General features: G+C 67.8%; 25 protein-coding genes and 1 pseudogene. 14 read left to right on the forward strand and 12 right to left on the reverse strand.

Annotated features, from left to right (window positions below; all coding sequences use genetic code 11):
• The first annotated feature begins 64 nt into the window (after positions 1 to 64).
• On the forward strand, positions 65 to 256 hold the full coding sequence (locus tag ACFVH0_RS00385) for a hypothetical protein (RefSeq protein WP_266816956.1): 192 nt from the start codon (positions 65 to 67) through the stop codon (positions 254 to 256).
• 44 nt (positions 257 to 300) lie between these two features.
• Here the strand turns inward: ACFVH0_RS00385 and ACFVH0_RS00390 are convergent, their stop codons facing one another.
• The 5 genes from ACFVH0_RS00390 to ACFVH0_RS00410 form a co-directional block, all read right to left on the reverse strand.
• Entirely contained in the window at positions 301 to 1,176 is an 876-nt protein-coding gene (locus tag ACFVH0_RS00390) for a carbohydrate ABC transporter permease (RefSeq protein ID WP_385817205.1), read from the reverse strand.
• 3 nt (positions 1,177 to 1,179) lie between these two features.
• A complete protein-coding gene (locus ACFVH0_RS00395) occupies positions 1,180 to 2,094 on the reverse strand; it encodes a carbohydrate ABC transporter permease (protein ID WP_385817490.1) in 915 nt (304 codons plus the stop codon).
• A 32-nt stretch (positions 2,095 to 2,126) separates the two neighbouring features.
• Positions 2,127 to 3,392 carry an ABC transporter substrate-binding protein gene (locus tag ACFVH0_RS00400; protein ID WP_385817206.1) on the reverse strand — a complete coding sequence of 422 codons (1,266 nt, stop codon included), beginning with the start codon at positions 3,390 to 3,392 and terminating at the stop codon, positions 2,127 to 2,129.
• A gap of 331 nt (positions 3,393 to 3,723) precedes the next feature.
• On the reverse strand, positions 3,724 to 4,170 hold the full coding sequence (locus ACFVH0_RS00405) for a hypothetical protein (protein WP_385817207.1): 447 nt from the start codon (positions 4,168 to 4,170) through the stop codon (positions 3,724 to 3,726).
• 167 nt (positions 4,171 to 4,337) lie between these two features.
• The gene (locus ACFVH0_RS00410) at positions 4,338 to 4,481 is read right to left on the reverse strand and encodes a hypothetical protein (protein ID WP_385817208.1); all 144 of its coding nucleotides are present in this window, start codon (positions 4,479 to 4,481) and stop codon (positions 4,338 to 4,340) included.
• 900 nt (positions 4,482 to 5,381) lie between these two features.
• On the opposite strand from ACFVH0_RS00410, the gene ACFVH0_RS00415 reads away from it, so the two are divergent.
• The 4 genes and pseudogenes from ACFVH0_RS00415 to ACFVH0_RS00430 form a co-directional block, all read left to right on the forward strand.
• The gene (locus tag ACFVH0_RS00415) at positions 5,382 to 5,801 is read left to right on the forward strand and encodes a hypothetical protein (protein WP_385817210.1); all 420 of its coding nucleotides are present in this window, start codon (positions 5,382 to 5,384) and stop codon (positions 5,799 to 5,801) included.
• The gene (locus ACFVH0_RS00420; RefSeq protein ID WP_385817211.1) at positions 5,794 to 7,596 is read left to right on the forward strand and encodes a caspase domain-containing protein; all 1,803 of its coding nucleotides are present in this window, start codon (positions 5,794 to 5,796) and stop codon (positions 7,594 to 7,596) included. The genes ACFVH0_RS00415 and ACFVH0_RS00420 overlap by 8 nt, the downstream gene beginning before the upstream one ends.
• A gap of 140 nt (positions 7,597 to 7,736) precedes the next feature.
• Positions 7,737 to 8,087 (forward strand): hypothetical protein, encoded by a 351-nt coding sequence (locus ACFVH0_RS00425; RefSeq protein WP_385817212.1) that lies wholly within the window; start codon positions 7,737 to 7,739, stop codon positions 8,085 to 8,087.
• Between the two features lie 98 nt (positions 8,088 to 8,185).
• A pseudogene (locus ACFVH0_RS00430) lies at positions 8,186 to 8,410 on the forward strand (transposase); the annotation flags it as partial.
• A 9-nt stretch (positions 8,411 to 8,419) separates the two neighbouring features.
• On the opposite strand, the gene ACFVH0_RS00435 reads toward ACFVH0_RS00430, so the two are convergent.
• Both ACFVH0_RS00435 and ACFVH0_RS00440 read right to left on the reverse strand, forming a co-directional pair.
• Complete coding sequence (locus ACFVH0_RS00435; RefSeq protein WP_385817491.1) at positions 8,420 to 9,115, reverse strand: MerR family transcriptional regulator; 696 nt, start codon at positions 9,113 to 9,115, stop codon at positions 8,420 to 8,422.
• Between the two features lie 635 nt (positions 9,116 to 9,750).
• On the reverse strand, positions 9,751 to 10,893 hold the full coding sequence (locus ACFVH0_RS00440) for a hypothetical protein (protein WP_385817213.1): 1,143 nt from the start codon (positions 10,891 to 10,893) through the stop codon (positions 9,751 to 9,753).
• 198 nt (positions 10,894 to 11,091) lie between these two features.
• On the opposite strand from ACFVH0_RS00440, the gene ACFVH0_RS00445 reads away from it, so the two are divergent.
• From ACFVH0_RS00445 to ACFVH0_RS00475, 7 genes are all read left to right on the forward strand, one after another.
• A complete protein-coding gene (locus ACFVH0_RS00445; RefSeq protein WP_385817214.1) occupies positions 11,092 to 11,703 on the forward strand; it encodes a L,D-transpeptidase in 612 nt (203 codons plus the stop codon).
• Positions 11,704 to 12,054: 351 nt separating this feature from the next.
• Complete coding sequence (locus ACFVH0_RS00450) at positions 12,055 to 12,321, forward strand: helicase associated domain-containing protein (RefSeq protein ID WP_385817492.1); 267 nt, start codon at positions 12,055 to 12,057, stop codon at positions 12,319 to 12,321.
• Between the two features lie 192 nt (positions 12,322 to 12,513).
• On the forward strand, positions 12,514 to 14,049 hold the full coding sequence (locus ACFVH0_RS00455) for a bifunctional phosphatase PAP2/diacylglycerol kinase family protein (protein WP_385817215.1): 1,536 nt from the start codon (positions 12,514 to 12,516) through the stop codon (positions 14,047 to 14,049).
• 717 nt (positions 14,050 to 14,766) lie between these two features.
• Positions 14,767 to 15,030 (forward strand): hypothetical protein, encoded by a 264-nt coding sequence (locus tag ACFVH0_RS00460; RefSeq protein WP_385817216.1) that lies wholly within the window; start codon positions 14,767 to 14,769, stop codon positions 15,028 to 15,030.
• Positions 15,031 to 15,558: 528 nt separating this feature from the next.
• Complete coding sequence (locus ACFVH0_RS00465; protein WP_385817217.1) at positions 15,559 to 16,116, forward strand: hypothetical protein; 558 nt, start codon at positions 15,559 to 15,561, stop codon at positions 16,114 to 16,116.
• A gap of 788 nt (positions 16,117 to 16,904) precedes the next feature.
• Positions 16,905 to 18,140, forward strand: a complete 1,236-nt coding sequence (locus ACFVH0_RS00470; protein WP_385817218.1) for a cytochrome P450 — start codon at positions 16,905 to 16,907, stop codon at positions 18,138 to 18,140.
• A gap of 364 nt (positions 18,141 to 18,504) precedes the next feature.
• Positions 18,505 to 19,089, forward strand: a complete 585-nt coding sequence (locus ACFVH0_RS00475) for a hypothetical protein (RefSeq protein WP_385817219.1) — start codon at positions 18,505 to 18,507, stop codon at positions 19,087 to 19,089.
• 963 nt (positions 19,090 to 20,052) lie between these two features.
• Here ACFVH0_RS00475 and ACFVH0_RS00480 read toward each other — a convergent pair.
• The gene (locus ACFVH0_RS00480) at positions 20,053 to 20,967 is read right to left on the reverse strand and encodes a helix-turn-helix transcriptional regulator (RefSeq protein ID WP_385817220.1); all 915 of its coding nucleotides are present in this window, start codon (positions 20,965 to 20,967) and stop codon (positions 20,053 to 20,055) included.
• 134 nt (positions 20,968 to 21,101) lie between these two features.
• Here ACFVH0_RS00480 and ACFVH0_RS00485 point away from each other — a divergent pair, with 134 nt between their 5' ends.
• Complete coding sequence (locus ACFVH0_RS00485) at positions 21,102 to 22,028, forward strand: oxidoreductase (protein WP_385817221.1); 927 nt, start codon at positions 21,102 to 21,104, stop codon at positions 22,026 to 22,028.
• Here ACFVH0_RS00485 and ACFVH0_RS00490 read toward each other — a convergent pair.
• Both ACFVH0_RS00490 and ACFVH0_RS00495 read right to left on the reverse strand, forming a co-directional pair.
• The gene (locus ACFVH0_RS00490; protein ID WP_385817493.1) at positions 22,006 to 22,290 is read right to left on the reverse strand and encodes a zinc ribbon domain-containing protein; all 285 of its coding nucleotides are present in this window, start codon (positions 22,288 to 22,290) and stop codon (positions 22,006 to 22,008) included. The genes ACFVH0_RS00485 and ACFVH0_RS00490 overlap by 23 nt on opposite strands.
• A gap of 36 nt (positions 22,291 to 22,326) precedes the next feature.
• Positions 22,327 to 22,788 (reverse strand): cupin domain-containing protein, encoded by a 462-nt coding sequence (locus ACFVH0_RS00495; RefSeq protein ID WP_385817222.1) that lies wholly within the window; start codon positions 22,786 to 22,788, stop codon positions 22,327 to 22,329.
• 802 nt (positions 22,789 to 23,590) lie between these two features.
• Between ACFVH0_RS00495 and ACFVH0_RS00500 the strand changes: the two genes are divergently transcribed.
• On the forward strand, positions 23,591 to 24,817 hold the full coding sequence (locus ACFVH0_RS00500; RefSeq protein WP_385817223.1) for an IS256 family transposase: 1,227 nt from the start codon (positions 23,591 to 23,593) through the stop codon (positions 24,815 to 24,817).
• Positions 24,818 to 24,866: 49 nt separating this feature from the next.
• On the opposite strand, the gene ACFVH0_RS00505 is transcribed toward ACFVH0_RS00500, so the two are convergent.
• Positions 24,867 to 25,646, reverse strand: a complete 780-nt coding sequence (locus ACFVH0_RS00505) for a crotonase/enoyl-CoA hydratase family protein (RefSeq protein WP_385817225.1) — start codon at positions 25,644 to 25,646, stop codon at positions 24,867 to 24,869.
• 52 nt (positions 25,647 to 25,698) lie between these two features.
• The gene (locus ACFVH0_RS00510; protein ID WP_385817226.1) at positions 25,699 to 26,916 is read right to left on the reverse strand and encodes a CaiB/BaiF CoA transferase family protein; all 1,218 of its coding nucleotides are present in this window, start codon (positions 26,914 to 26,916) and stop codon (positions 25,699 to 25,701) included.
• Positions 26,917 to 26,990 lie beyond the last annotated feature (74 nt).

Raw genomic sequence — 26,990 nt, forward strand, 5'->3', positions numbered from 1 at the left:
TCGGATAAATGGATGAATATCCACTTCCTGGCATCGCGCCGAAATCGAAAAGGAAGAGCGCAGAGTGGCTGCACAACGCCTCGGGATCCTGCTCGTCCCAGTGCCCGGCCTGTCCGGCACCACGTACCCGCCGGGAACGACGGTGACTGTCCGCGGTCGCGGCGCAACTGTCGATGCCTTCATCAACGGCGACTGGCTTCCGCTGTCGTGGTGGGAATTCTCCGACGGCCTCCGCGAGGACATCGCCGACCGCTGATGCCGGTGCGGACGGTGGTCCGCACCGGCGCCCCGGGCTCTTGATCATTCATCGATGCCGGAGCGCTCCGCGCCCGCGACGATGTGGCGCTGGAGTACCAGGAAGACCACCAGCAGGGGCAGGATCGACACGGCGGCCGCGATGAACAGCTCGTGCAGGTTGACCGTCTGAGCCGTGGTGAAGGTTGCCAGAGCGACCTGCACGGTCCAGGCGTCGCGCTGCTGGCCGATCACCAGTGGCCAGAGGAACGAGTTCCACGAGCCGATGAAGACGATCGCCCCGACGGCGGCGAAGACCGGCCGTGTGTTGGGGACGACGATCCGCCAGTACGTACGCCAGTAGCCGAGCCCGTCCACCCTGGCCGCGTCCTCCAGCTCCCGGGGGAAGCCGAGGAAGTACTGCCGGAAGAGGAAGGCAGCGAACGCGCTGAAGAGGGTGGGGACGATCAGTCCGCGCAGAGTGGAGACCCAGCCGAGCGACGAGACGAGGACGAAGCTCGGGACGAAAGTGACGGCGGACGGGATCATCAGGGTGACCAGGAACGCGTAGAAGACCTGGCTCGCATGGGGATACTCGATGCGGGCCAGCCCGTATCCGGCCATCGAGGCGAGCAGCAGGGTGCCGGCGGTCGTGAGGACGGCGATCACCGCCGAATTCCACAGGGCGTGCAGCATGGGGACGCTGCTGTCGCTGAACAGTTCCCGCAGGTTGCCCCACTGGAGACTGTGCGGGAAGAACGTCCAGTTCCCCCCGGTGATGTCCGCTTCGGTGGCCAGGCCGTTGCGCACCAGCATGTAGAACGGGACGAGGAAGAGCACGGCGAGCGCGATGAGCAGCACGATCCGCAGTCCGCGTGCGAGCCGCCGGAAGGCATGGGCCGTGGCGAGCCCCGTCGGTTGATCCGTCGAGTGCTGTCGCATACGTCAGTCCTCCCGGCGTCCGAGACCGAACCAGCGTGCCTGTACCACCGCCACAACCGCGATGATCAGTGCGAGGATCACGGCGCCCGCGCTGCCGAGGCCCAGGTTCTGTCCCTGTCCCAGCGCCACGTAGTACAGGTAGACCAGGGGCGGCCTGGCGTATGGCGGGTAGCCGCGTGCCGTCGACAGCAGGTTGTAGAACTCGTCGAAGGCCTGGAAGGCGTTGATCACCAGGAGCAGGACGACGGCGACGGAGGTCGCCCGCAGTTGCGGGAAGGTGATGTACCTGAAGATCTGCCAGCCGGGGCGGGCACCGTCGACGGCCGCGGCTTCGTAGAGGGTGCGTGGGATTCGCTGGAGTCCGGCCAGCAGGATCACCATGTAGAAGCCTGCCTGGAGCCACAGGCGTACGGTCACGATGACCAGCCAGTACCAGGGCGGGCTGGTGGTCGACAGCCAGGCGGTGTCCGAGCCGCCGAACCATCCCAGGACCGTGTTCGCCAGCCCGAACCGTACCCCGTTGAAGATCGACAGCTTCCAGATCATCGCGGCGACGACGTACGAGCAGGCGGTCGGCAGGAAGAAGACCGATCGGAAGAACGCCTGGGCGAAGCGCAGTCTGGCGACCATCAGAGCGAGGGCGAGCGAGAGCCCGTAGGTTGCCGGAACGATGAAGAGCGAGAAGACGACAAAGGTGGCTAGGCTGGAGGTGAAGGACGGGTCGCCGAGGATCTCGGAGTAGTTGTCCAGGCCCACGAAGTCGGTCGGTGTCACCGTGTTGTGGGCGTCGAAGAAGCTGAGCCACACGCTCCACAGCAGCGGTACGTACGTGAAGAGGGCGAGCCCGGCGGCGAAGGGGCCGACGAAGACCCAGAACCACAGGTAGCGGTTCTGCGGACCCAGCAGTCGCCGCCCCAGCGGCCTTTGGGCGCCTTCGGTTGTCTGCGTGGCTATGACTGCACCCGCTTCAGCTCGGAATTCGCCGTCGAGACGACCGACCTGATCTGGGCATCCGGGTCGGCGCCTTCGGTGATGATCCGGCTCAGGGCGTCCTGGTAGGCGGTCTGGCTCCTGCTGGTCCACAACAGTGGCTGTGCGTAGCCGTGTTCGGTCGTGAAGCGGACGGCTTCGGCCGCCGCGCCCTCGGCGAGTGCGGCTGCCTTCTTCGCCAGCGAGATCCGGGCGGGAATGTGGAAGCCGTAGGACAGCGCGAAGTCTTCCTGGTAGTCGGTCCGTTCCGCCCACAGCCACTTCACATATGCCTTCGCCGCGTCGATGTGGCTGCTGTGCGCACTGACGGCCGCCCCGTAAGCGCCGACCGGTACCGAAGGCCTGCCCCGTGCCCCGTCGCGGGGAAAGGGCAGGACGCCGAAATCGTCGCCCAGCGCCTTCTCGATCTGTGGGAGGGCCCACAGTCCCGTCCACTGCATGGCGGTCAGGCCCTGGAGGAACGCGGACGGGTCGGACCAGTCGGTGGGGGCTCCGAGCAGCAGGGAGTCGTCCTTGTGGAATCGATGCAGTTTGCCGAGGGTCCTGGCGGCTTGCGGGTCGTCGAATCCGACCGCTCCGTCGGACGTCACCAGTTCCAGACCTGCGGCGCGCAGCGGGGTGGCGCCGAGCACGCCGGCTCCCCCGTCGTTGCCGAGGAACAGGCCCTTGACGTTCTTGGTCGTCAGGGCACTTGCCGCGTCGACCAGTTCGTCAAGGGTCTGCGGTGGCCGGACTCCGGCCTCGTCCAGCAGACTCTTTCGGTAGTAGAGCATCTGCATGTCGATGGCCTGGGGGATCCCGTAGACCTTGCCCTTGTACGTCTTGGGGGTGAGGACCGCGGGGTTGAAGTCCTCACGTACCCCGTCCAGGAGGTCGGTGAGATCGGCGACCTGACCACCCCGGATCTGGTCCAGGGTCGGGCTGCCCTCGAAGACGTCCGGTGCGTTCTTGGTGAGCAGTGCCGCGGCCGTCTGCTGGTCATAGTTGCCGGGCCGCCATTCGATCGTGACCTCCGCCTTGTGGTAGGCGGCCGCATAGCGTTTCACCGCCTGTTCGGTCCCGGCCTCGCCGTACTGGTGGTACCACTGGTCGAGAGCGGGGCGATCGCCCGCTCCTCCGGCACGGCCGGTGTTGGAACCGCAGGCGGCGGTGAGTGCGAGTGCGCCCGAGGCGGCCAGCAGATACCGGCGGCTGATGCTGTTGGCTGTGGTGCTTGAGTGGGGCATGGTTCATCAGTGTGGCGCCGATACGTGTATGAGTTGTTGCCCGCCCATGAAACGGCCTGTTTTGGCCGAAGGGGCGGTTCGATCGGAGTCTTCAACGGTCAAATACAGCCAGGGATGTTCGAGCCGTCGCCGTCATGGGCCGACGGCCCGGTTTGTGAACGCCGAGCCGGAAGAGACAACGGCATCGGGTCCGCGTGACGAGCCACGCCCGTCCGTGCCGGACGCCGGACGGCTGCCCGTAGGCGTGATGGGCGCGACCGGCGGCCAGGGCGGCACGGCGCGCCGCCGCCTTGCTGGAGGCAGGGCATGCGGTATGTACCCGTGGACTTCCTCACGCGGGCGACCCACCGGTGCACCGTCGCCGGATCAACGTCGAGTTCGGTGGCCTTGGCCTCGTAGCGATGCATCCATGGCGTGCCGGGCGCGTAATCCTGGCGCGGTCGCCGGGAAGAGCCAGCACCTCGCTGCCAAGCTGGTAGCCGGTCACAACCTCCTGAACATGGCGGAACCTCCGTGTCGGGTCGTCGTCACCGTCGTCGTCGAGACCGCCCAAGACCGCGGCAGCCGTCGGCTCCTCCTGCGGCACCGGGACCAAGATCTCTGCGGTGGGATGCGCCAGCAGCACGGAGATGTCCACTTGCCGCCACTTCGGCACCCCGACAACCGCGGCAGCAGGCTGGAGAAGGATCCGGCGGCCCTCGATCTCAGCGACCGTGAACTGCTCACCGTCGAAGCTGAGCGCAAGCCCCGGCCGCAGGGGCGTCGTCCAGGCAGTCACGCGCACCTCCGCAGCACCGAGGCCCCCGACAACGGGCGCGACAGATCCGTTGTCAGCCGCCCGGACCACAACAGCGCCATCAGCGCCGGCCTCGCCGCCTCAGGCGGCCGGTCCCCTGCCAACCGATGCTCGGCCAGGGCCAGTTCCTCACCATCCACGACCTGCCGTCACGCTTGCTGCACCTCGGCCTCGGGCACCACCCCGGGGCGCAGGTAGCCGGCCAGGAAGCACACGTTCTCCAGCAGACCCGATCCGCGCCGGACGAGATCTCGTACTCCGAGCCGTGCTGGCGGAACAACTCGCCCGGCCATGCCGGGGCTTCCACGATCTGCGGGTCCTGCAGCCGCACCGCCGGCCTGACGTTGACCACCCGCACCGTCCCCGAGCGCATGACCAGCAGAAAGTCCGGGACATGGTGCCACACCCGGTCACCGACCCGAGCTGCCGGCCGGCACGGCTGAGCCAGATCCCCCGTACCGCGGGATCAAAGTCCGCCAGCAGCAGCCGGGCCAGCTCCAGACGGCTCTCATAGACCACGTGGCCGCCTGTCGTCACGGACGCGTACTTCCCCGAGCAGTGGGCCATCCCGTGTACCGAACGGACTTCCCGCCACGGCTTCGACTCCGTGAAGTCAGCCATCCGCAACTGCCGTCCCGGCACTTCACGTACCTGCGTGTCCTCGTACCGGATCGATGCCGTTGGCACCTTGCGCGTACGACGCGCGCTGCCCAAGCTCCGTACTGTCATGCTCTGGACCGTACGGAGCCCTTCGCGGCACAGATCCGAAAGACCGCAAGAAATCGAGGACGACGGCCACGGACCGTAGCGAATGCGCACCGAGCCCCAGATTTGCGCATTCATTGCGCATCCTCAGCCGACACCGCGCATCGACTCGCGGACCCTACATCCCCTGTAGGTTCCGTGATTATGTGCGCGCTGTTTCCTGCGAGAGCGTCGGAATCCGAGCTTGATGCGCAGCGCTGATGTCGGTCGAGAATGCGCAATCTTCGTCTAGTAGGTCGCTTCGGCAGTCACCCCGGGTGAATGACACCGGCTTGTCCCGGGCGTTGACGTTGCTGACCGGGGCTCTGATGGTCGGGTGTCCGCTCCGGTCCGGAGCCTTGGGCCGGCACCAAGCGGTATGGGGCTGTCTGGTGGCGCCCGCCTCGTGTACAAACGGCATGGGACCGGAAGACGGGGAGGGCGGAACCATGCCGGAGGTTCACTTAGAGGCTCGGAGCGACCGCTTCGACGAAGATGACGAGCGCTGGCGAAGCCAGGTAATTCTCCTGCATACGGCGCTGGAAGAGGCTGCCGGTCCTTTGGAGCGCCGCTCCGAGCCGGTCCCGGGAACCAAGGGAGCACTCTCCGATGTGGTTGTCCACCTCACCGGCCCTGGGATCATCGCGGGCGTAGTGGCAGGGCTCACCGCATGGCTCAAGCGCGATCGAGGGCGCAGTGTGCGTCTCACCTGGACCGTGGACGGCCGCCGCAGCGAGTTCACCGTAACCACCAACACCAGTGACAACGAGACCCTACGCAGTGCGCTGGAGCACGGCCTGCGCGCGGCAGCGGGCGATGCTACGGCCGTCGACGAGCCAGCCGACCCGAACGGTGCACCGGGTGACTGAGTCGGGGAGGGAGTACCGGGCGCTCCTGATCGGCAATTCCGAGTTCCCTGACGACGCGGACAATCTGCGACCCCTGCTAGGGCCACCGACGGACGTGTCGATGCTGTCCGCCGCTTTGACAGACCCCGACACCGGCCTGCACCGGGCCGACACCGTGCGAACAGTCCTGGAGGAGACCGCGCAGCGTATCGAGGAGGAACTGACGGAGTTCTTCGAGAGTGCGCTGCCGCAAGAGCAGCTGTTCCTCTACTACAGCGGGCACGGCCGCCTCGACCTCCGCAATAGATTGCGCCTGTGCGCGCGCGACACCACGCTCGGACGTCTTCGGGCGCGTTCCGTGGGACTCAGGTTCATCGACGAGCTGATCGACGACTGCGCGGCACGGTCGATCGTTGTCGTTCTGGACTGCTGCTTCAGTGGAGCCGCCACTGTGAAGGGTTCGGACCCCGCAGCCCAACTGGCCGGGCAGGGACGGTTCGTGATGACCAGCTCCAGCCATGCGGACACCTCCGCCGACGCCGAGGAGCCGGGCGTGGCCAGCCCCTTTACCCGTCATCTCGTCGTTGGGCTGAGATCCGGTGCGCTTGGCCGGGAGGGTTATGTGACGGCGTATGACGTGTACCGGTACGCCTATGGCCGGCTCCGGGCCTCCGGGCAGATTCCGCACATGAAAACAGAAGCGGGGGTTGGCGCTATCCCCCTTGCACGGCGCCCGCCGCGGTCGGCCGAGCCGGGGAGGGCGGACGGCATTGTCCGCGTCGCTGGAGACGACGCCGCTCCCCTCGACGTCCGCCCCCTTTTTACCGCCCCTGACGGAAACCGGACACTGCTGGCCACGTATACCGACTTCAGCGGTGTCCTGTATGTCAGCTTGCGCGTGGGCCACGTCGGCCTGCCCTACCCCGCTGTGGTGACCCACCGCGACGAGATCTCCGCGGCGGGCAAGGGCACACCCGTCACGGCCGAGTTGTACACACGTGGAGACGTCTCCTGGCACGGTGCCCATGTCCGCACAAAGGGCCGCAAGGTGGCGGACCTGCGCGCCGACACCTCGGGGGGCGCCGTGTCGTTCGTCCTGCCCAACAACACGGGCACCGTGGAGTGGCAGGAGGCGCAGGTGCGCGCCTTCCGCCAGGCCACGTCCCAAGGACTCTGGCCAGGTACGCCTCTCGCGAAGAGCCCGGCAGTCGACGAGTACATGGCCGACAGCGGCTACCGGCGCCTCAGGAAGGCTGCCTGGTGGCTCTTGCTGTGGCTGTCGGTCCTCGTCCTCGCAGCGGTGGCGGAAGTCACCTTGACTGGTCCCACATGGTATGAGGACGTGGGCCGACGAGGCTGCAGCGTGGCGATCCTCTTCTCCCCGGTGCTAGCGCTGCTTCAGTTCAAGAGCGCCTGGAGGTTTCTGAGGATACGCAGTGTGCTGCGCAGCTCCGGGCTGTACGCCATCCCGATGGTGATGACGACCGGGCTGGTAAGGGAGGACGTCGCCGGCGGCATCAGCGGTGCGGTCGAGGTGAAGAGACCATGGGTGTGGCTGCGGTACGAAACCTCGCTCTTGAACCGGCCCGCGGGAAATGAACTCAGGGACATCTCACCGGAGGAGGAATGGGCTGACTGGTTCTCGATCGGCGTACTCCTCCAGTCCTTCCACTGCCGGGACATCGCCAAGCGGTGTGATGCGTCGGACAGGTCAGGAATTGAACACGTCCAGGTCATCGGTACCCCAAGACCCGGGCGCTGGGTGGTCATCCGCACCGAGAACGGCATGCTCTGGCCACGTGCCAAGGCCCAATGAGGTCCTCCTGATCCTGCGCGTACGACGGGCGCTGCACCCGGTTGGCGATCAGCTTGTTTTTTGAACTTTCGACCTTTGTTGGGTGATCAGGGTCTTCTCTGGCTGCCGGTTTCGCCTGGTCTCCGTCTAAGGTGTCGAGGATGCCGCTTGTCGAAGTGACCTATGCGCCCACGGTGCCCGAGCCCCAGCTACGTGAACTCGGCTCGGTGCTGCCGCACCTGGTGTCCCTGGCTGTGGAGTGCCCCGAGGAGCCGTACGACGGCGAGCTGCAGCCCGGGGATGTCGAGGTCCGCTTCCGGTCGCTGAGCCCGCTGGACCGTAGCGGCCTGACGGTGGTGATCGAGATCAAGTCGAAGTGGTCCACCAGCAGGGAAGCCAACCGCCAAGAGCGCGTGGATGCGCTGCACGCGGACATCCGCGCCGCAACCGGGCTCGTCGATTTCGGTGTCTACCTGTCACTGCCGAGGGCCGCCTGGTCTCAGGGAGACTGATCACGCACACCCGGCGGCGTCGTTTCCGAGACCTCAGCGAAGGCGAGACGGTGCGTCGGCCTGCGATGTGCGCCACCGCCCTGGACAGCGAGGACATCGAGAAGCCGGCCGAGCCCGGCCGCCTCACCCCGGCCCATGTCCGCCAAGGGTTCAGGAACCTCCGCCCGCACTTGCTCTGCCCGGCACATGCGCCCAAACCTTCGACTCCAGGAACTGGGAGGCCGCTCGGCTCGAAGAACCGGCAACCCGCCACGCACTACAACGTGGGCAAGACCGTGAAGAGACCAGAAAGCATCACTGAACGAAACCGACTCGTACCATGAAGAACAAGCTCAGTCGCGGGTGGCGAGTTCCTGGGCCAGTACCGCGCAGCGCACTCGGGCCGGGGAGAAGTCGTGGGGCAGCTTGGTGACCGCCTCGAACGCGCTCATGCCACCATCCTTGGCATCCGGCTCCGGTGTGTCTTCGGGATCCTCGGGGTGAGCGGTGTCCAGGGCGTCGAGGAGGGCTGCTTCGTCCTCCGCGATCCCTGACTCTTCGATCATCGTCATCAGGGTCTTCTCGAAGGCGTGGCGCTGGGCGGCCGTCTCGGCGACGTGCGGGTCGTCGACGGCGACGGTGTCGTCGAGTGCTTCCTCGGCGGTGTCCACGCGGTCGGACTCGGCCCGAAGTTCGGGATGGGTGGCCAGCGCGATGAACCGGGATGCCTGCACGGCCGCGCCGAGAGGGCCGAAGATCCGCTCGGTGACGAGCAGGGTGTCCAGGTCCGCCTGGCGCAGCGAGCCCTCGGGAAGATTCTTCAGACGGCCGGTGACTGCCTCGGAGAGCAGGCCCATCCGGCTGCCCTCGGCCCGCGTCCGCCGCACGTGGGCCCGCTGGCGGGCCAGCTCTGCATCGGCCATGGCAAACACCGCCAGACTCATAGGAACCACCCTGCAAGACGCAGGATGCCAAGATCCGCCCCGGGCATCTTCCCCGGAGCGGCTACCAGATCTTGGGCTGCCTCTTGTTCCGCATCGCCCACAAATGGCACGCAGATGTCGAGTTACGAAGGCGGCACGGGACCGGAGAGTGTTTCGCACACCCTGCGCATCCTTGTGCCCCGCCGGATAATCCGACGGGGCTGCGCGGTCATCCCCGTCCGCGACGTTCTTCGGACACACCTGCGGCACGTAGTGGTGTCAGCTCCGTCGTCTGCCGCTGCCAGTCATCCTGCGCTGCCAGGGCGCACGCGACCAGACCCAGGCCGCAGGAGCGAAACCACTCATCGTGGTGATCGGCTGTCCGAGGGCGTGCGTGATGCGTTCTCGGAGGTCGATGGCCGGGCGCTGTTGGCATAGGGGTCACACCCAGCGGGTGCGCGTGATCGGGCGCGGCAGCATCCTCCGCTTCCATGGCGCCCCGTCCGGGCTCACACCGTCCGTGCCCGGTGGCCGGGCGGTGGTCGGCGGGGCCGGAATGCCAAGATCGCGGCCCGAATCGGTGCGCTTGTGAGGCTCCGCGTCGGGCCGCCCGTCCCAGGATCTCGGCAGCGCCCAGGCAGGCGGAGGCGTCGTCGGGGAAGGCCGTTTCGGACGCGTCCGCGTTGTCGGCGACGAACCGGTGGAAGACATCTGCGTTGCCTTCGAGGCGGGGGCGCGGGCTGCGTTGCGTGCAGCCTCGGTTATGCCTGGTCGGCCCACACCGGAGTGCCGGCTTCTTGCACGTGCAGGGTCGGCGAGTGCTCCCGGTATCCCCACTGGGTTGCGTCGTGCGGTACTACCCAGGCTTTGGTCTGGAATGCCTGAACAGGTGTCAGCGAAACCGCGCAGGCATTGAGCGGGCTGATTCGAGTGGACCTGGCTGGGATGGTGAGGGTCACCGACGTTCCCCAGGGAGCGGGACAGGCCTGCTCCACCGCGGCTTGGACGTAGGCGAGCTTCGTCTTTACCCTCATCGGCTTGCCCGAGGTGTTTGTGAACTGCACGAGGAAGGCTGTCAACGCCTCGTCGGTGACAGTCATGCACGGCTTCCACGACACTGCTCCGGCGCTGCGCAGTCTTCCGCAGCGGTGATTTCCCTTCAGGCCGCCAGGCGTGGTTGAGGCAACAGCCTCGGGCCCGCCGAGGCGCATGGCACGCGCGCTCTGTGACGCTGACCTGTCCGGGCCCTTGTCGGTTGTGGTAGTCGGCTTCTCGCCGCCCGGCCACACCCACAGGCCGGTCGCCACGGCCGCCGCGATGGTGAGTGCTCCTGCCTCAACCCACATCTTTCTCGGCGGGCGGAATGACCGCTCGGCGATTTCTGCCTCCACGATCACGGTGGGTTCCGGCTCAGGTGTTGCAATCGGTTCGTGGTGCGCTCGGAGAGCGGCGGGTTCTTCGGGTTCGGCCTGTCCGGGGGAATGTACATAACTGCTTTCCGTGACCCGGCGGCGCCAGCCACGTCCAGCCGTCGCCTGGAACCTGCGTGCTAGATCGGCGATCTCCCTCCCGATCATCGGTAACCGCTCCGCGTTGTCGGGTACATGCGGTTTCAGTGCTCGTGCGATGGCGTCGCTGTCCTCCACGCTGGGCAGCCGGTTGTACTTGGTGCCGGGAAGAAGTTGCCTGCGTCCGCGGAGCCAGTACGACAGCATCGGCCCATCGATCGGCGCACGGGACGCCCATTCTGGTGTCGCCCGCTCCTGCTCCAGCGCCCTGACCAACGCCTTGCGTGTCGGCTTGTCCTTCGAGATCGGCTCCCCCACACACGCTGCCCATGCGTCCAGCGCCTGCACGAGACTGTGCGCGAGGTCCGCGAATTCATCCCCCTGATCCCCTGCCATCGGCTCCCCTTCCAAGGGACTCTTCGTTGCAGTGCAACGGAGAAACAGCAGGTTACGGAGGTGCAAGTTGCGCTGCAAATCCCCGATTCTCTTGCACTGGTGTTCTCCTCACCCGGCTGCGGCACATTCAGTTCCGGCGGCGTGGAATGTCCAGCCGTCGCTCCTCACAGGGTCGATAGCAACAGGAGAACCATCACCATGAACAAGATCAAGAGTGCTCTTGTGGCGGTTGCGGGCACGGCCGTACTCGCCACTGGAACGATGGCCGCTCCGGCCGCTGGTGCCCCGTCGGCTCCGCACTCCCCCGCTGCTGCATCCCGCGTGGCTCTGGTGTTCGTGAAGAACGCCAAGGATCCTTCCAACTCAACCCTGCAGGTCTGGAACGGGAGGACGCTCATCGCCAAGTACCGTGCTGGCTCCGGACGGGGGACGGCTGCCAACTACCAGACGAAGGAAGGCAACAGGTACCGGAACGAATGTGCGAGCAATGTCGGGTGGTTGCCCAATGGCGCGTACAAGCCGTCCTCGTTCGAGATCGGCCGGAACAGCACGATCAAGGGCTACGCCATCGGTCTGCCGAACAAGAAGTGCCACCCGAGCAGGGTTTCCCGCACCGCCCTGTTCATCCACAGCGAGATGACCAAGGACAGGAAGCAGGGCCCCCGCAATGGCACCGACAGCCCCCAGCGCTGGGAAGGCGTGCAGGACTACAAGTCCAACGGCTGCATCAAGCTCCACCCCACCCACATCGCCAAGCTGTTCAGCTACATGAACAAGCACGGGCGCGCTGTCCTGCTCACCGTGCGCTGACCCGCCTGTAGCCCAGCCCCTTACCAACTACGCGCAACGGCCCGCCCCGGATCCAGATACTGGGGCGGGCCGCTGTCACGGTCGGGTTGTCCGAGCCAGACATGTCCAGGACGGACAAGCGGCCTGTTCACCCGGCAGAAGGCGGTAACGATGGCTATCGCCCCTCGCTCCGCTGCTGAGGCAGGGAGCGGGCGACGGCCTGGGCGTGCTTGCGCAGCGGGTGGTCCTGTTTGTCCCAGGTGGCGGCCACATGCGGACGCACGCGAGCCGACGGCAGCAACGGCCTCGCTATCTCCCACAAGCCGTCCGGAACAATCCATCCCCACCGTCCACTCCCCATGACCAGTACAACTGCCAACTGACCATGTAGTACACGGTCTAAGGGCGGTCAATCTCGCGGCAGCACGGCAGTTCCACACCCCGGAAGGACTCCTGAGAGTGCCCCGCGAGCAGGCCTCACAGGTTGAGATGAATGACGGCCCGGGAGGCCGTCGGGGCGGCGCTGACGAGGTCATGGGCGTCAAACTCGGCACATGGCTCGACAACGTCCGCAACCGCGCCGTCATGCTCACCGAACAGCGCCGGGCGGACCTCGACGCCCTCGGCCTGCGCTGGTAGAACAGCAGGTCTTGGCACGAACAGCTTGGCAGGTGGGCCTGAACCACGGACGCGAGAGGGGCCCACCATCCACTTGGGCGGTGGGCCGATGGTTGTCCCGGGCTCCACCAGGCGAGCCCGGTCACGATGGCACCGCCAGCGTCTCGGCGCGTCTGCCGCTTCATCGGGTCCAAGCCGGGTATTCGGTAACTCATGTCTATTTCAAGCAGCAGCCCCTCCCTTCCCTTCTCCGCCTCCCATTCGGTCTCCCTTCCCGTCCCCGCCCGGTTGCGCGGCCTGCTGCACAGCCGCGACCTCGCCCTGTTCCGCAGCGTCGCCGGCCGACGCTGGCCGGGCGCCGATCAGGTGCTGCCCCGCCTGAGCCGCAGCGCCGATCACGGACTTCTCTGGTTCGGCGCCGCGGCCGGTATGGCGGCACTGGGCAGCAGCGCCCGGGCACGCCGTGCGGCGTTGCGCGGGGTCGCGTCGCTGGCCGTCGCCTCGGCCGCGATCAACACCGTCGGCAAGCGGGCGGTGCGCCGGGAGCGGCCGATACTGGACCTGGTCCCGGTGGTGCGGCAGCTCAAACGGCAGCCGTTCACTACGTCGTTCCCGTCCGGGCACGCGGCGTCCGCGGCCGCCTTCGCCACGGGTGTCGCCCTTGAGTCGAAGGGCTGGGGCGCGGTCGTCGCCCCGGTCGCGGTGGCCGTGGCCGCCTCCCGCGTCTACACGGGTGTGCACTATCCGGGCGATGTGCTGGCCGGTGTGGCACTCGGTATAGGGGCGGCGTTCGCGTTGCGCGGGGTCGTACCGACGCGGGGTCAGCTGCCCGCACCGGGCCGTCCGCCGGCGGCGGCTCCGTCGTTGCCCGACGGCAAGGACCTGGTCGTCGTAGTGAACCAGGAGTCCGGCACCGCCACCGCGACCGCTTCGCTGGTGCGCGAGGCGCTGCCGCTGGCCGAGGTCGTGGAGTGCGCGCCCGACGAGCTGTCCGGGGCGCTGGCCGAGGCGGCGGGCCGGGGCCAGGCGCTGGGGGTCTGCGGGGGTGACGGCACGGTGAATCTGGCGGCTTCCGTCGCGGCGAGGCACGGGATGCCGCTCGCCGTCTTTCCGGGCGGAACGCTCAATCACTTCGCGTACGATCTGGGCATCGAGACGGTGCACGACACAGTGGCCGCCCTCGCCTCGGGGGGCGCGGTCCGGGTGGACCTGGGCCGGTTCCGGCCCGGTCCCGAAGGGCCGGGCGGGGCGGACGGCTACTTCCTCAACGCGTTCAGCCTGGGGGTCTATCCGGAGCTCGTGCGGACCCGGGAGCGCTGGGCGCCCCGCATCGGCGGCTGGCCCGCCGGGGTCCTCGCGGCCTTCGAAGTCCTGCGTGGTCGACGCCCGCTGGTGGCCGAACTGCAGGGAAGGCGGCGGCCGTTGTGGCTCCTGTTCGTGGGCAACGGGCTCTTCCAGCGAGTGGGGCCCGCTCCCGGACGGCGGCACAACCTGGCGGACGGCCTGCTGGACATCAGAGCGGTCCACGGCGGCCGGACTCCTGGGCTGCGGCTGCTGGCAGCAGCGGTGGCCGGTCCGCTGACTCGCTCCCCCGTCCATGCGGCGGTACGTCGGCACCGAGTACGGATCGCCGGCCTGGCACCGGGAACCCCGTATGCGTATGACGGTGAAGTGGCCTACTCAGGAGTGGAGTTGACGATCGATAAGCTTACAGAAGCGCTCACGGTCTACTGCCCCATGCCCCTGTGACGGAGAGGCCGGGGCGGCGGACATCGCATCGTGCGGTGCTGTGTGATCGGAATGCCGAAACGGCTCCGGGTGGGAGCAGGTCCGGTTCGGGTGGGCGGGCGAGCGGCAAGTGTGCAGGGGCCGGGGCCCGTCGTCGGCCCGGGCAGGTGGACGTGCGTATCGGGACCGGGTTCGAGGTGGTCCCTCTCGATCCTTTGGAGCAGGTGATGCAGCAGCGGTGGGTGGACGCGGCTGTCGCGGTCGCGTTCGAAGAACTGGAGCCGGTCTCGGCGTTCCCGGTCGTGCCGGGCCGTCGGTGGGGGCCGGGATTGTGATGGTCGGCCCCCACCGGGTGGCACGTGTCCGCAGGGTCGAACGTGATGCTTACGCAGCTGATGGTGCTCGACCGCGACCCTGGGGTGGCGGCATGGCAGGACGGCCGGTACAGGTGCTGTGGCGTCATAGCCGGGGCGGGTGCGGTCGTGGGTGCCACAGCTCTTCGCCCGGTGCGTGGATGGCACTGGGTGGCTGACCGACTGCCCCAGCCACCCGGAAGCCGGCAGTGAACGGGCGTTGGAGGCCGCATGGGCGGTGGCGGAGGCGTGATTGCAGTGGGGTTCGTCTATCGGCGTCTTGCCCGCTGAAGAAGACGCTGGCGGGGAACCTGAAGTGGCCGGCCGATTACCGGAACCCTCGCAACCAAGGGCGATCGGATCTCTGCTGGAGAGGGTGGTTGACGTGTTCGCGCAGCCTCAGCCGCTTGTCGAGGGGATGGCAGCGGTCGGTGATCCGATCGAGGTCCTTCCCGTCGCGCTCCACGCGCTGTGGGCGGGGCTGCTGGTGGCGTCGTCGGATGTGCCACTACACGCACGCGCCCTGGTCCACTCCCCGTGGTCCCTGCGAATACGGGCAGCCCGGCTGATCAACAGGCCACCGCCGTCCAAGGCCGAAACGCTGTCCATAGTCGCGGCGGCGGACAGCTCGCCCCCGAAGCGTTCCTGACCTGCCCGGACGCGACCTTCTGCAACACGCTGTATCACTCCAGCCGCACTTCGTGAGCACATAGCGCCCACGACTTCGTGCCCACTGTCGGCGGCTCAGTGGCACTCAGCGACCACAGCCGCTTCTCTCGATGAACAACAGTCCAGGCCCCTGGAGTTCGTGTTCTGGAGCGCCCAAGGAGCGGGGGCGCTTGGGGAGGACGAGCATGACACCAGCACGATGGGCACGGGCATGGCGCAAATGGCGGCAGCGTCGCCCACGAATCGGTGCTGTGAAGACCACGAGCATGAAGCCCTGGGCCCGCTCCGAACAGCTCGGTCAGTGCCCGGTACCGCCCAAGGACCAGGAGTGGGTCGAGAAATGGATGAGGTGGTGCGTAAAGGAGTTCGGGCTTGAGGTGGTGAAGCGCGAGACAGCGCTTCCGGCCTTGGACTTCTTCCCTCCGGACTTCGTCGGCACCCCGGCCCAGGTCGGAGAGCTGGTCGGGCACGTCGGCTCAGTGATGGGGTTGGCCCAGGTGCGGTCAGCGTGGAGTACTTCGAGAGCCCCGAAGAGGAATCCCGCGCCCTGCGGAGCAACCATGGCAGGCATCGGACGGTCGGCAGGTACCACAAGGTCGATGGCCATGCGGTAATCGAGTTTGACCTCCGCGAGGCCGAAAAGCCAGCTGTACTCGCGGCCATCATCGCCCACGAGCTCGGGCACGTCCGTCTGCTCGGTGAGGACCGCATCCAAGGCATCGAGGTTGACCACGAGAGGCTGACCGACCTGGTGACGGTCTTCCTCGGCATGGGTGTCTTCACCGCCAATGCCGCCTACCGCTTCACCAAGTCGGCACAGCGGTTCTCAGCCCTGCCGCTGGGGGACCTCACCGAGCGGGAGCTCACTGGAACTGCCCTCGATCCCACTCACCACCTCGGCTACCTTACTGAGCGTCAGTTCGGCTACGCCTTGGCCTGTTACTGCCTGCTTCGGGGCGAGACGGATCCGCTCCGGTCTCGTCACCTGGAACCCGGCGCCCTCGCCGTGCTCAAGCAAGGGCTGCAATACCTCGCGGATCGTCCGCCTGCGGTCCAGCACCGATGAACGCCCGCACGGCAGGAAGTGCGCGATGTCGAATACGGGGAGTGCTCCCATCGACGACGTCAATATGTCGAGAACGCTCGGTGTCGCTTCCGCCATGGAGACAGGAAAAGTGGAACGTGGCGTAGTCGTCAACCTCCCATTCCGGTGAACCAAGATATTCGCGCTGGTCGGCCGCCACGTGAAGGATCTCGTCTCTGAGTCATGGGTGTGTACCTGGTTGTCCGACGGCCCGGCGCATCTCGTCGTCGGTGGGCACCCACCGCGGCCGGCACTGGGTTGCGGATCGGTTCTTGATCTGCGAGGGCTGTTAAGCAAGGGGATGCCCGAAGGAGCTGCGTGCGGCCGACCATCCCGTTCCCTCGGCGACCGGGGTGATGACCGAAGCGCGGCGGGACGGGCTGGACGCGATCGACCCGGGCTGGTGCCCGGCATGGGACCGCCGGGTGGCAGCGCTGCTTCCGCCTCGTCCACAACTACGTACAGGCCGGTGGCGCGCTCCCGGAGGCTGCGGGCGACGTTGTCGTCCAGGGCTAGGACCTCGGACAGCCGTCACGGGATCGGCCAAAGCCCACCGCTCGTCGGACGAGCCCCGCAGCAAACCTGTCCGTGGTCATCGCGCAGGCCGCCCTCGATGCGGTCATGGAGGCGATGCCGGACTGCAGATCGTCATCCGGCCGAACCCAGGTGCGTGGCGTCCCGGCCCCTTCCACCGGGCACTGTCTTCCTTGCCCGTGTCCTTCACACCCACCCCCCCTCTGCCCAACTGAGCACGCATGGAGGAAACCCACATGGACAGCAGCGTTTTCGCACTGAACCCGCAGGCGCCCGACCGTACTGGCGAGGACGCAGCGCTCAGGGACCGCGGCCCGATCACCCGCGTCGACGTTCTCGGCGTCGAGGCCTGGGCCGTCACCGACCCGGAGTGGCTGCGGCAGTTGCTCACCGACCCGCGGGTCTCAAAGAACGCGCGGGCCCACTGGCCCGCCTTCGAGAGCGTGAAGGCCACGTGGCCCCTGGCTCTGTGGGTCAGTGTGCAGAACATGTTCACGGCGCACGGGACGGACCACCGCCGTCTGCGCAAGCTCGCCCAGACGGCATTCACCGCCCGCCGCACGCGCGACATGATCCCCGTCATCGAGTCGATCGCCGATCAGCTCCTCGATGGCATCGACGCCACGCACGCCCTCGGTGAGCCCGTCGACCTGGTCGCCACCTATGCCCGCCGCCTGCCCATCATTTTCATCTGCCGGCTCATGGGACTGCCCGAAGAGGAACACGACCGGGTCCGGCACCTCGCCGACGTGATCTTCTCGACCTCGCACAGCTGGGAGGAACAGGAGGCCGGCCAGGCAGAGCTCTACACGCTGCTGCGCGATCTCGTGGCACTCAAGCGCGAGAACCCCGGCAACGATCTGACCAGTGCCCTCGTTGCCGCACGGGGCGACGAGAACGGGACACTGAGCGAACAGGAACTCGTCGACACACTCCTGCTGATGATCACCGCCGGATTCGAGACCACTGTCGGGCTCATCACGAACGCGGGCCGCAACCTCCTCACCCACCCCGACGAACTCGGCCACATCCGCGCGGGCCGCGCCACCTGGAACGATGTCGTCGAAGAAACACTCCGCCGCGACGCTCCCATCGCGAACCTGCCGATGCGCTACCCCACCGAGGACATCACTCTCCCCGACGGCACCGTCATCACCACCGGTGACCCGATCCTCGCCTGCTACAGCGCGGCCGGCCGACACCCCGCAGAGTACGGGCCGGACGCCGGCCAGTTCCTCCTGCTGCGCGTGAAGAAGGAACATCTCGCCTTCGGACACGGCGCCCACCTGTGCCTCGGGGCACCCCTGGCGCGCGCCGAGGGCGAAATCGCCTTGGCCAGGCTCTTCGACCGCTACCCCCACGCACGTCTCGCCGACAGCGACAACCGCACCCCGTTGCCCAGCTTCATCTCCAACACCACCACTCGCCTGGACGTCGTCCTGGAGCCCCTACCCCAGGGAGACACACGATGAGCACGCTCCCGCCGCCCGCATTCTGCGGCAGGCCGGCAGCGCTGCCACCGCCCCGTCCGGAACCACGTCCAGGCCGGCGGAACACTCCCCCACGGCCACGGGCGACGTCATCGTCCAGGGCCGAGACCTCGGACGCCGGTTAAACGCGCAGCGGTTCGGGGAGATGCGGCTCCTGGTATCCGGGGCAGGACTTCGGGGCCGAGACGCCGCGTGCCCACTACCGGCCGCCGCCGTGGCAGGTGACATCAGCGCGCCCACGAACCAGGGCGCGGCGTGTCGGCGGGTGGCGACGGTGACGCCACCCGCCCCCGGCAGCGCCGAGGGCGCCTACGGTGAGCTGCGGGGCGGGGGATAGCGTGCGGGCATGGCGATGACAGGGAAGCGGCGGGTCCTGTACCGGCAGGGCAGCGGGTTCTGGCGGATGACGGCGAAGTGGGTTCTGGTCTTCGGAGTCCTGTACCTGCTGGACGGCGGACTGCTCCGGTCGTGGGGCGACGCTCTGGTCTGGCCGATGATCGGGATCCTGCTGTGGGTGCCATTCGGGATCGGCGTCGTCTGGTACTCGAATAGGGACCAGCAGGTCGCGCTGACGACGCGTGAACTGCGGGTGCGGCGCAAGCGGCTTCCGATGGAGAGGGTGAACCTGCTGCACGTGGCGCGGCTGTGGTTGGAGGGGCGGTCGACCGCGGACGACCAGTCGGTGCTGGAATGGCCGCGGTTCAATCGCGTGGTGTGGGTTCCGCTGCGGGACGGCCGGGCGTTCGGTGTGGAGTTCCGCGACCCGGCTGCGTTCGCCGAGGTTTTCGGCGCCTTCGCGGTCGCGGCGTGCGGCGGGCCGGACATCGTCCGCGCGAGGGCCGCAGTGGAGACCTACCCGGATCCGCACCCGATGCGGCTCCGCCCTGCCGACGACGGCTCCTGGCTGGACCTCCTGGACATCTTCAACTAAGTCGGGTGGCCGCGTCTCGTTGCCGTGACCCGGCCACCCGGCAAAGGCCCTGCTCCGTGGACCGCACCGACCGAAAATAGGTCCCCGGTACTTGAGGGCCTGTCACTCCCCGCGTCCACTTGGCCTGACATTCGGGGCATACGCTGGCCCCCTCACGTGATAGGCGCTTGCACGATCTGGAACAGCTGAGGGTCATGTCCGAGTTGTGCGGCTTACCCTCCTCTGCTCCAGAGTGCCGCCACGTGCCGCACGAAACCCGTGCGGCACGAGCGCAGGAGCAGCACCATGAGCAAGCGCATGACAGCCCCGTCACCAGTCCGGTAAGAGAGAAGAAGCGCCGCAGCCCGACGTGGAGTTCAAGGCCCGCGGGTTCCAACGTCAGCCCGAACAAGATCCCGTGGATGGTCCTCGCCGCACTCGCGGGCGCCGCCGCTGCCAAGCTGGCCGGCGGTCGTGTCAGGACGCTCCGACCTGACGGATGGGGTGGCCCCGCGGAACGTACGGGGTGAGCTGGGCCGCCCCAGGAGCAACGTCTTGTCAGGGCACTCATGTCCCACCGTACGAGCCGCGGTGCTTCACCGCCCGGTGAGCTTCTGCATACGTGACCGGTCCGGCCCCGGGCGCAGCTGCGATGAGGCCAAGGCCTGCCCTGGTGCCGGCGGTGAGCTCATCTGCCACTGCGGGCCACGACCAGCACACATGCCCCGATGCCAGGAGATGGCCTGATCTGCGGTTATGAGGGTTCATCAGCCCCGACCAACTGGAGGTCCCACCGTGCCTGTCATTCGGCGCCGGTGGTTCCGCTGCTGACATGGGATGTGCCATCTGGTCATTCTTCGGCTTCAGCACTCCCGAGGGCCGCATGTGGTTGTGGGAACCGAATCAGCGGTGCCTTGATCATGCTCTGTTCCCGGAGGATTTCACTCTGGCCCAGCGACTGGTCGGCCGGCTGTGAGCCCATTTTTATGCAGGGCGCGGGCGATTGCGTTCGGCGGACGGGCGCCGGGCGGCTGTTTCGCTGCCGCGGTCGCGGGTCGCCCGCAGAGATGCGAGGAGCTGGAGGCGTTCGGCGTCCGCAGTGCCGGGCTCAGCGGTGAAGACCAGGAGCACCGGACCGGGGTTGCCGGGCAGAGGGTAGGTGTCCCAGTCGAGGGTAATCCCGCCGACCTCGGGGTGCTGGAACAACGTGGCCCCATAGACGTTCTCGCGAACGTCATGCCGGGCCCACAGCCGCCGGAAGTCGGCACTGTGGATGCTGAGCTCGCCGACGAGCGCCGTGGCACGAGGATGATCCGGGTCGTCCGCAACGGCGGCGCGCAGCATGCCGACGAACTGGCGGGCCATACTCTCCCAGCCCTGGCAGAGGTTCCGGGCCTCGGGTTCCCGGAACAGGACCGAGACCATGTTCCGATCCGCCGGGGGCCGATCGGCGGGATCGCCCAGCAACGCCTCGGCAAGCGAATTCCAGGCCAGTACGTCGAGGTGCCGACCGAGCACCAGCCCGGGCGTGCCCATGACGTGCAGCAGACGCCGGGTGCTCTTCGGTACGCGTTCCGCTGTCCGGCGTGGGCGGGCGTGCTCGGGACGCCGGGCAGCGCGGGCCAGATCGAAGAGGTGCCGGCGCTCGTCACCGTCCAGGCGCAGGGCGGTGGCCAGTGCATCGAGGGCGTCGTCGGAGGGCCGGACGTCGCGGCCCTGTTCCATCCGCTGGTAATAGTCCGCGCTGAGCCCGGCCAGCAGGGCGATCTCCTCGCGGCGAAGGCCGGTCACCTTCCGTCGGCCTCCTGGCTCCAGGCCGACGTCCTGCGGACGCAGCCGGGCACGCCGGGCGCGCAGAAAGTCACCCAACTCGCGTGCGTAGAGATGATCGGTTGCCATGGTGCAAGTGTGCACACGTGCCGGCCCGCCAAGGTAGGTCTGCCATTCCCAGGCAAACGAGTACGACGGAACCGCTTCCATCCGCTCCTACCGTTGTTGGCGGACCATCCCCGAAACACCGCAGGAGCACCGCCATGGCCGTGTGGAACACCCGACAGATCCCCGACCAGCACGGCAGAGTCGCGGTCGTGACCGGGGCCAACTCAGGCCTCGGTCTGGTCACGGCGACGCAACTCGCCCGGCACAGGGCCAAGGTCGTACTAGCCGTACGCGACACCACGGCCGGTGAGCGAGCCCGAGCTCGAATCCGCACCGCGGTGACCGGGGCCGACCTGGAGGTGCGTCACCTGGACCTCGCCTCACTCGCGTCGGTCCAGGCGTTCGCCAAGGAGCTGACCGCTGAACACCCGGCGATCGACCTGCTGATCAATAACGCCGGCGTGCTGAACCTCGGAGCCGCCCGCACCACGGCTGACGGCTTCGAACTCCACATGGGCACGAACATGCTCGGCCACTTCGCCCTCACCGGCCTGCTGCTCGACCCGCTCGGCCACGCCGACGCCCCGAGGGTGATCAACATCAGCTCGATCACCCACAAGAAGGCCCACCTCGACTTCGACGACCTCATGTCGCACCACGCCTACGACGCAAATCATGCCTACAACCGGTCCAAACTTGCCTCGACCGTCTTCGGCCTCGAACTCGACCGCCGACTGCGCGATACCGGGTCGCCCGTACGCAGCGTCCTCGCCCACCCCGGAATGAGCCGCAGCAATCTCAACCCCCGCGCCCTGCGGGAACGCAGCCTGTTCCAGCAACTCATGGCCCAGGCCATCCTGTGGGTCCTCCAGGCCCCCAGCGAGCAGGGAGCACTGCCCCAGCTCTATGCCGCCACTGCGCCCGAGGTGCGCGGCGGTCAATTCTTCGGCCCCTCCGGCCTCAAAGAGATGCGCGGCCGGGACGTGAAGGAAGTCCAGCCCGGTGCCGAAGCCACCCACCCCGAGACAGGCCATCGACTCTGGACAGAGGCCGAACAGCTCACCGGGGTCGCCTACCTCTGATGGCCCGCCGTTCACCGGAGAAGGCGGCTGTCGCCCGGCTCATGATGTTGACGGCGGCACCGGTGTCAGCGTGGTTGGTGTGCCCGCAGTGGGTGCAGGTGAACAGTGAACGGGTGCGGCGGCTCTTGGCGTCAGGTACCTGCCACCTACCGGGAGGAGGCGGGTCATTTTGTCCGTGGGCCGGTACAGCACCACCACACCCGCGGGTGCGTCCCCCTCGATCACTCGAAACGGCGGGTGTCCCGTCCGGTCGGGGCTTGATCCTTGCCGGCCAAGGCTGTTCTCGCCGATTCGATCGCTACGGCGTTGACCGGCTCGGCTGCGTGTCTGTCTCTTTGAGCTGATACAGCTCGGGCACGGAGACCTTGACCGGCTCTTGGGTGGTCCGAGCGATCACGACGACTGCGGGCTCGTTCGGGTCGGGGTTCTCCTCTCGGTGCGGGACGAACGGGGGGACGAGGAAGAAATCGCCCGGGCCGGCGGCGAGCCGTACCTCCTGTGCGCCGTCGTGGTAGACGAACACGGGGTGGCCGCTGACCACGTAGATGCCGGCCTCCGAATCGCCGTGATGATGGTTGTCCGTCGAGCTCAGCGGCGGGTTCTCCACCAGCCCCATCCAGAGCTTCTTCGAGCCGACCGTGCCTCCGCTGATAGCGGCGTAACCGTCCAGTTCGCCGGATGCAACGTGGCGGACACGGTTGTTGATCGGAGCATGGTCACCAGGGTCCGATACGGGCCCGGTGCCCTCATGAATCGCCATTGTGCAGCCTTTCGGTTTCGATTGCCTTGACCGAACCAGACTGCAACTCCCTTACCGGTACGGGCAATTACTCTTGCTGTTCCGGCAAAGTCAATGCTGCCGGCGCATGGGAATCCGATCGGACTTCGATGGCACACGCTCAGCATGCGATGACGCAGGACATCCAGCCACGCGCCGGAAGGGTGTCACCGGCAGGCCGTCCGGGCAGGCCTTTCGCATGAGTGGAAGACGACTGGCGAGGAGCGTCATACGCACAGGGCCGGCCCTCCGACGGGTCGGAGGGCTGGCCCCACTTCGTACTCGTGGCCGAAGGCCGCCACGTGGGCTTCGCGGCCCCTGAACACTGACCGGCCGGTGCCCTTTCCGGGAAGGCCGGCCTGATTGGCTGGGCCGGCGGCGGGAACGAGCGCGTCCGTGGGGAGAAGGGTGTCTGCTGAGCGAAAGGCCGTTGAGTGAAGCGGCGTGAACGGCCGCGGAGGAAGCAATGCTCAGGACTTGTGGATTGGTTCCGGAAGGGCGTGCAGAAGACGTACCTTCCCGAATGGTCCTTGAGGTCTCCGAGTAGGTCCGCGTTGCAGCGCGGGCCGGGAAGGTATGCCCGTGCTCAGCGTAGTCACCGACGACGGCTCCATGCGGTCCGGCTCCCCGATCGACGAGATCGTGCGGGAAGGCACCCGCCGGATGCCGGCCGCCGCGCTGGAAGCGGAAGTCGACCAGTACATAGCCGAGTTGTCGGCTGAGACCGACGAGTACGGCCGACGTCTCGTGGTCCGCAACGGCCACCACAGGCAAGGCAAGGACCGTGGTCACCGCTGCCGGACCGATCGAGGTCAAGGCCCCGCGGATCAACGACCGCCGCGTCGACGACGAGACCGGCGAACGCAAGCGGTTCTCCTCGAAGATCCTTCCGGCGTGGTGCCGCAAGTCCCCGAAGATCTCCGAAGTGCTGCCGCTGCGCTACCTGCACGGCCTGTCTTCCGGCGACTTCGTCCCGGCGCTGGAGCAGTTTCCGGGCGGCACGGCCGGCCTGTCGGCCGCGACCGTGACACGGCTGACCAAGCAGCGGAGCGACGACCACGCCGCCTTCCAGAACCGGGACCTGTCCGACCGCGACTTCGTCTACGTGTGGGCGGACGGCGCGCGCCCGAAGGTCCGGCCCGGCCGGGCCCACTCGTGCGTCCTGGTCCTGCTCGGGGTCCGTCAGGACGGCACGAAGAAGCTGATCGCCCTGGCCGAGAGCCTGGGCGAGGCCACCGGGTCGTGGGCCGACCTGCTGTGCGACTGTCGCCGACGCGGCATGCGTGACCCCGAGCTGGTCATCGGCGACGGTGCCATGGGCCTTTGGCGGGCGCTCGCCGAGGTGTTCCCGGCGGCCAGGCCGCATTGGTGCTGGGTTCACAATGCCCGCAACGTCGCCAACTGCCTGCCCAAGTCCGTGCAGCCCGGCGCGACGAAGGCGATGCAGGAGATCTACGACGCCGAGGACCACACCCACGCCGAGGAGGCGATCGAGGAGTTCGCGAAGACCTGCGGGGCAGAGTTCCCGAAGGCCGTCGTGAAGATCACCGAGGACCGGGACGAACTGCTCGCGTTCTACGACTCCTCATGTCCGCCGCTGGGACCGCATCGTCGAGGCCTCGGCAGCCGGCAACCAGCAGGGCCTGGAGGGCGCCTGGAAGGACGTCTTCGTCGGCCAAGGGGAGGTCGGCCGCGTGGACCGCGATCCCGGCCCGGTGCCGACCCCCGACAGCTTCGTCCTGCCCACACCCGACGGCGCGGTCTGTCTCAGGGCCGAGGGCACAGAGCGCTGGCGGTCCAGGCGGCGAGAACCTCGGCATCGACTCCACGGGCAACTACATTACGGTCCGTCACTCGCGCACCGCGTGATCGCGACGCAGTCGTGAATCCGCCCCTCGACGAACGTGACCATCTCGTCGAGCGGAACCCGGCCCGCACGGGCGTAACCCACCGTGTCGTCCCCGAACCCGATCGGCATACCGCAGAAGAGGATGAACTCGTCCGGTGGTGACAGGATCTCCGCGACGGTCGACCGGAATCCGCCGGGGCCGGGGGATGTGTCAGCGGCCCTGCCAGTGGGGTGAGCGTTTCTCCGCGAAGGCGCGGGCGCCTTCCTTCGCGTCCAGGGAGGCGAGCACAGGGGTGACGAACTGATCCTGATCGCGCAGAGCGTCCGTGTCGCGGAAGGAGGTCCGTTCGTTGACGACGCGTTTGACGGCCGTGATGGCGAGTGGGGCGTTGTGCGCGACGCGGTTGGCGAGCTCCAGGGCCTGGGTGAGCGCCTCACCGGGCTCGGTGAGGTGGTTGACGAGGCCGAGCCGTTCGGCGCGTTGGGCGGGCAGCGGGTCGCCGGTGAGCAGCAGCTCCAGGGCAATGTTGCGGGGGATGCGTTCGGGCAGGCGTACCATTCCGCCTTCGGGCGGCACGATGCCGTAGTGGACCTCGGTCTGGCCGAAGGTGGCGTCCTGCGCGGCGACAATCATGTCGCAGGCGAGGGCCATTTCGGTGCCGCCGCCCAGTGCGTAGCCCTCGACGGCGGCGATGAGCGGGGTCTTGATTTCGGTGCGGGTGATGCCTCCGAAACCTCGTCCTTCGATGACGGGGGTGTCGCCTCTCGCGAAGGCCTTGAGGTCCATGCCGGCACTGAAGACGCCGTTCGCTCCGGTCAGGATGCCGGCCAACAGGTCGTCGCGCGCCTCGAGCTCATCGATCGCGGAAGCCAACGCACGCGCTGTGGCACCGTCGATGGCGTTGCGGGCCTGGGGCCGGTCGATGGTGATCACGAAGACGCCGTCGCGTTCCTCGGTGCGCACCACTGGGGTGTCGGTGGCCTCGGTCATGGTGGTAGTTCCCTTCTCCCTCCCTCTGCGTCGTGCCTGGGCGGACGTGCCCTCAGCCGACCACCTCCGCCCCGCGCAGTTCCGCGATCTCGGAGTCGTCGTATCCCAGGACGCGCAGCACCGCATCGGTGTGTTCACCCAAGTCGGGAGCGGGGTGTGGCGGGACCTTCCGCTCCTGGTCCAGCCGCACGGGGCTGTCGATCGTCAGGTGCGGCTCGGTGCTGCCGTCCTCGATGGGGACGACGATCCCGTTGGCCGCGAGCTGGGGATCACGGGCGAACTCGTCGATCGTCTGGGCGACTCCGTAGGTGACGTCGGCGGCGTCGAGCAGTTCGCGCCATTCGGCGAGGGGCCGGGTCGCGAAGGTCTTGTCGAGCAGGGCGGCGATCTCGGCGGCGTGGACGCGGCGGCTCGGAGTGTCGGCGTAGTCCGGGTTCTGTGCCGCCTCGGGGTGGCCGATGGCCCGGAGGAACAGGGGGACCTGCTTGTCCTCGTTGGCAAAAGCCAGCAGAAGCCAGCGGTTGTCCGCCGTGCGGTAGGCACTGGCGAGTGCGTTCGGTGGGTCGGTCCGGTCTGCGGGCCGGGGGGCCTTGCCCCCGACGAGTGCGGCCTGCAGCCACATGCTCGCCGCCCACGCGCCCTCGGCGATCAGCGACGCCGTGACGCGGGCGCCCTCGCCGGTCTTCTCCCGTCGGTACAGGGCGGTCATGATGCCCGCGTACAGGGAGACGGCAGTGGGGTGGTCGCCCGAGCCGAACACTGGCATCGAAGGTGCCCCGTCGCGCTGGCGCGTGTAGTCCATCAGGCCGCTGCGCGCCCAGTAGGCGGTCGCGTCAAACCCGGGCAGGTGCGCGTCCGGACCCTCCTCGCCGAAGCCGGTGACGTCGGCGTAGACCAGCCGGGGGTTGAGGGGGGCCAGGCCGTCGTAGTCCAGTCCCAGCTTGGTCCGGGTGCGGGGCGGGAAGTTGGTCACGAGCACGTCGGCCCACTTCACCAGTCGCTCCAGTACGGCTCTGGCGCCGGGCGACTTGAGGTTGAGAGCGATGCTGCGCTTGTTCCGGTTGTCGAGCTGCCAGGGGTAGTTGACCCCATCGACGACGGGGTTGGGCGGGACGCCGCCGAGCGCACGATAGGAGTCGCCGGTGCGGGGTGGTTCCACCTTGACGACGTCGGCGCCGAAGTCGCCGAGCATCGTGGCCGCGGCGGGGCCGGCGATGAAGCTGGCGAGATCCACGACGTGGAGTCCTTCCAGCAGGGGCGTGTCCGCCATGACAGATCCTTTCTCGGCAGGGCCCGCACGCGGCGGCGGTGGCCGGCCGGGGCGCCGGCGCGCCGACCGGAGGG

Origin of the sequence: Streptomyces sp. NPDC127117, from assembly GCF_042677325.1 — a bacterium.
Classification (GTDB): domain Bacteria; phylum Actinomycetota; class Actinomycetes; order Streptomycetales; family Streptomycetaceae; genus Streptomyces.

Coding starts and splice junctions, on each gene's coding strand:
- ACFVH0_RS00495 (WP_385817222.1), bottom strand. CDS start 22,788: ATGGCGATTCATGAGGGCACCGGGCCCGTATCGGACCCTGGTGACCAT.
- ACFVH0_RS00440 (WP_385817213.1), bottom strand. CDS start 10,893: ATGGCAGGGGATCAGGGGGATGAATTCGCGGACCTCGCGCACAGTCTC.
- ACFVH0_RS00425 (WP_385817212.1), top strand. CDS start 7,737: ATGCCGCTTGTCGAAGTGACCTATGCGCCCACGGTGCCCGAGCCCCAG.
- ACFVH0_RS00505 (WP_385817225.1), bottom strand. CDS start 25,646: ATGACCGAGGCCACCGACACCCCAGTGGTGCGCACCGAGGAACGCGAC.
- ACFVH0_RS00455 (WP_385817215.1), top strand. CDS start 12,514: ATGTCTATTTCAAGCAGCAGCCCCTCCCTTCCCTTCTCCGCCTCCCAT.
- ACFVH0_RS00470 (WP_385817218.1), top strand. CDS start 16,905: ATGGACAGCAGCGTTTTCGCACTGAACCCGCAGGCGCCCGACCGTACT.
- ACFVH0_RS00480 (WP_385817220.1), bottom strand. CDS start 20,967: ATGGCAACCGATCATCTCTACGCACGCGAGTTGGGTGACTTTCTGCGC.
- ACFVH0_RS00410 (WP_385817208.1), bottom strand. CDS start 4,481: ATGGCCGGGCGAGTTGTTCCGCCAGCACGGCTCGGAGTACGAGATCTC.
- ACFVH0_RS00485 (WP_385817221.1), top strand. CDS start 21,102: ATGGCCGTGTGGAACACCCGACAGATCCCCGACCAGCACGGCAGAGTC.
- ACFVH0_RS00400 (WP_385817206.1), bottom strand. CDS start 3,392: ATGCCCCACTCAAGCACCACAGCCAACAGCATCAGCCGCCGGTATCTG.
- ACFVH0_RS00475 (WP_385817219.1), top strand. CDS start 18,505: ATGGCGATGACAGGGAAGCGGCGGGTCCTGTACCGGCAGGGCAGCGGG.
- ACFVH0_RS00445 (WP_385817214.1), top strand. CDS start 11,092: ATGAACAAGATCAAGAGTGCTCTTGTGGCGGTTGCGGGCACGGCCGTA.
- ACFVH0_RS00510 (WP_385817226.1), bottom strand. CDS start 26,916: ATGGCGGACACGCCCCTGCTGGAAGGACTCCACGTCGTGGATCTCGCC.
- ACFVH0_RS00415 (WP_385817210.1), top strand. CDS start 5,382: ATGCCGGAGGTTCACTTAGAGGCTCGGAGCGACCGCTTCGACGAAGAT.
- ACFVH0_RS00390 (WP_385817205.1), bottom strand. CDS start 1,176: ATGCGACAGCACTCGACGGATCAACCGACGGGGCTCGCCACGGCCCAT.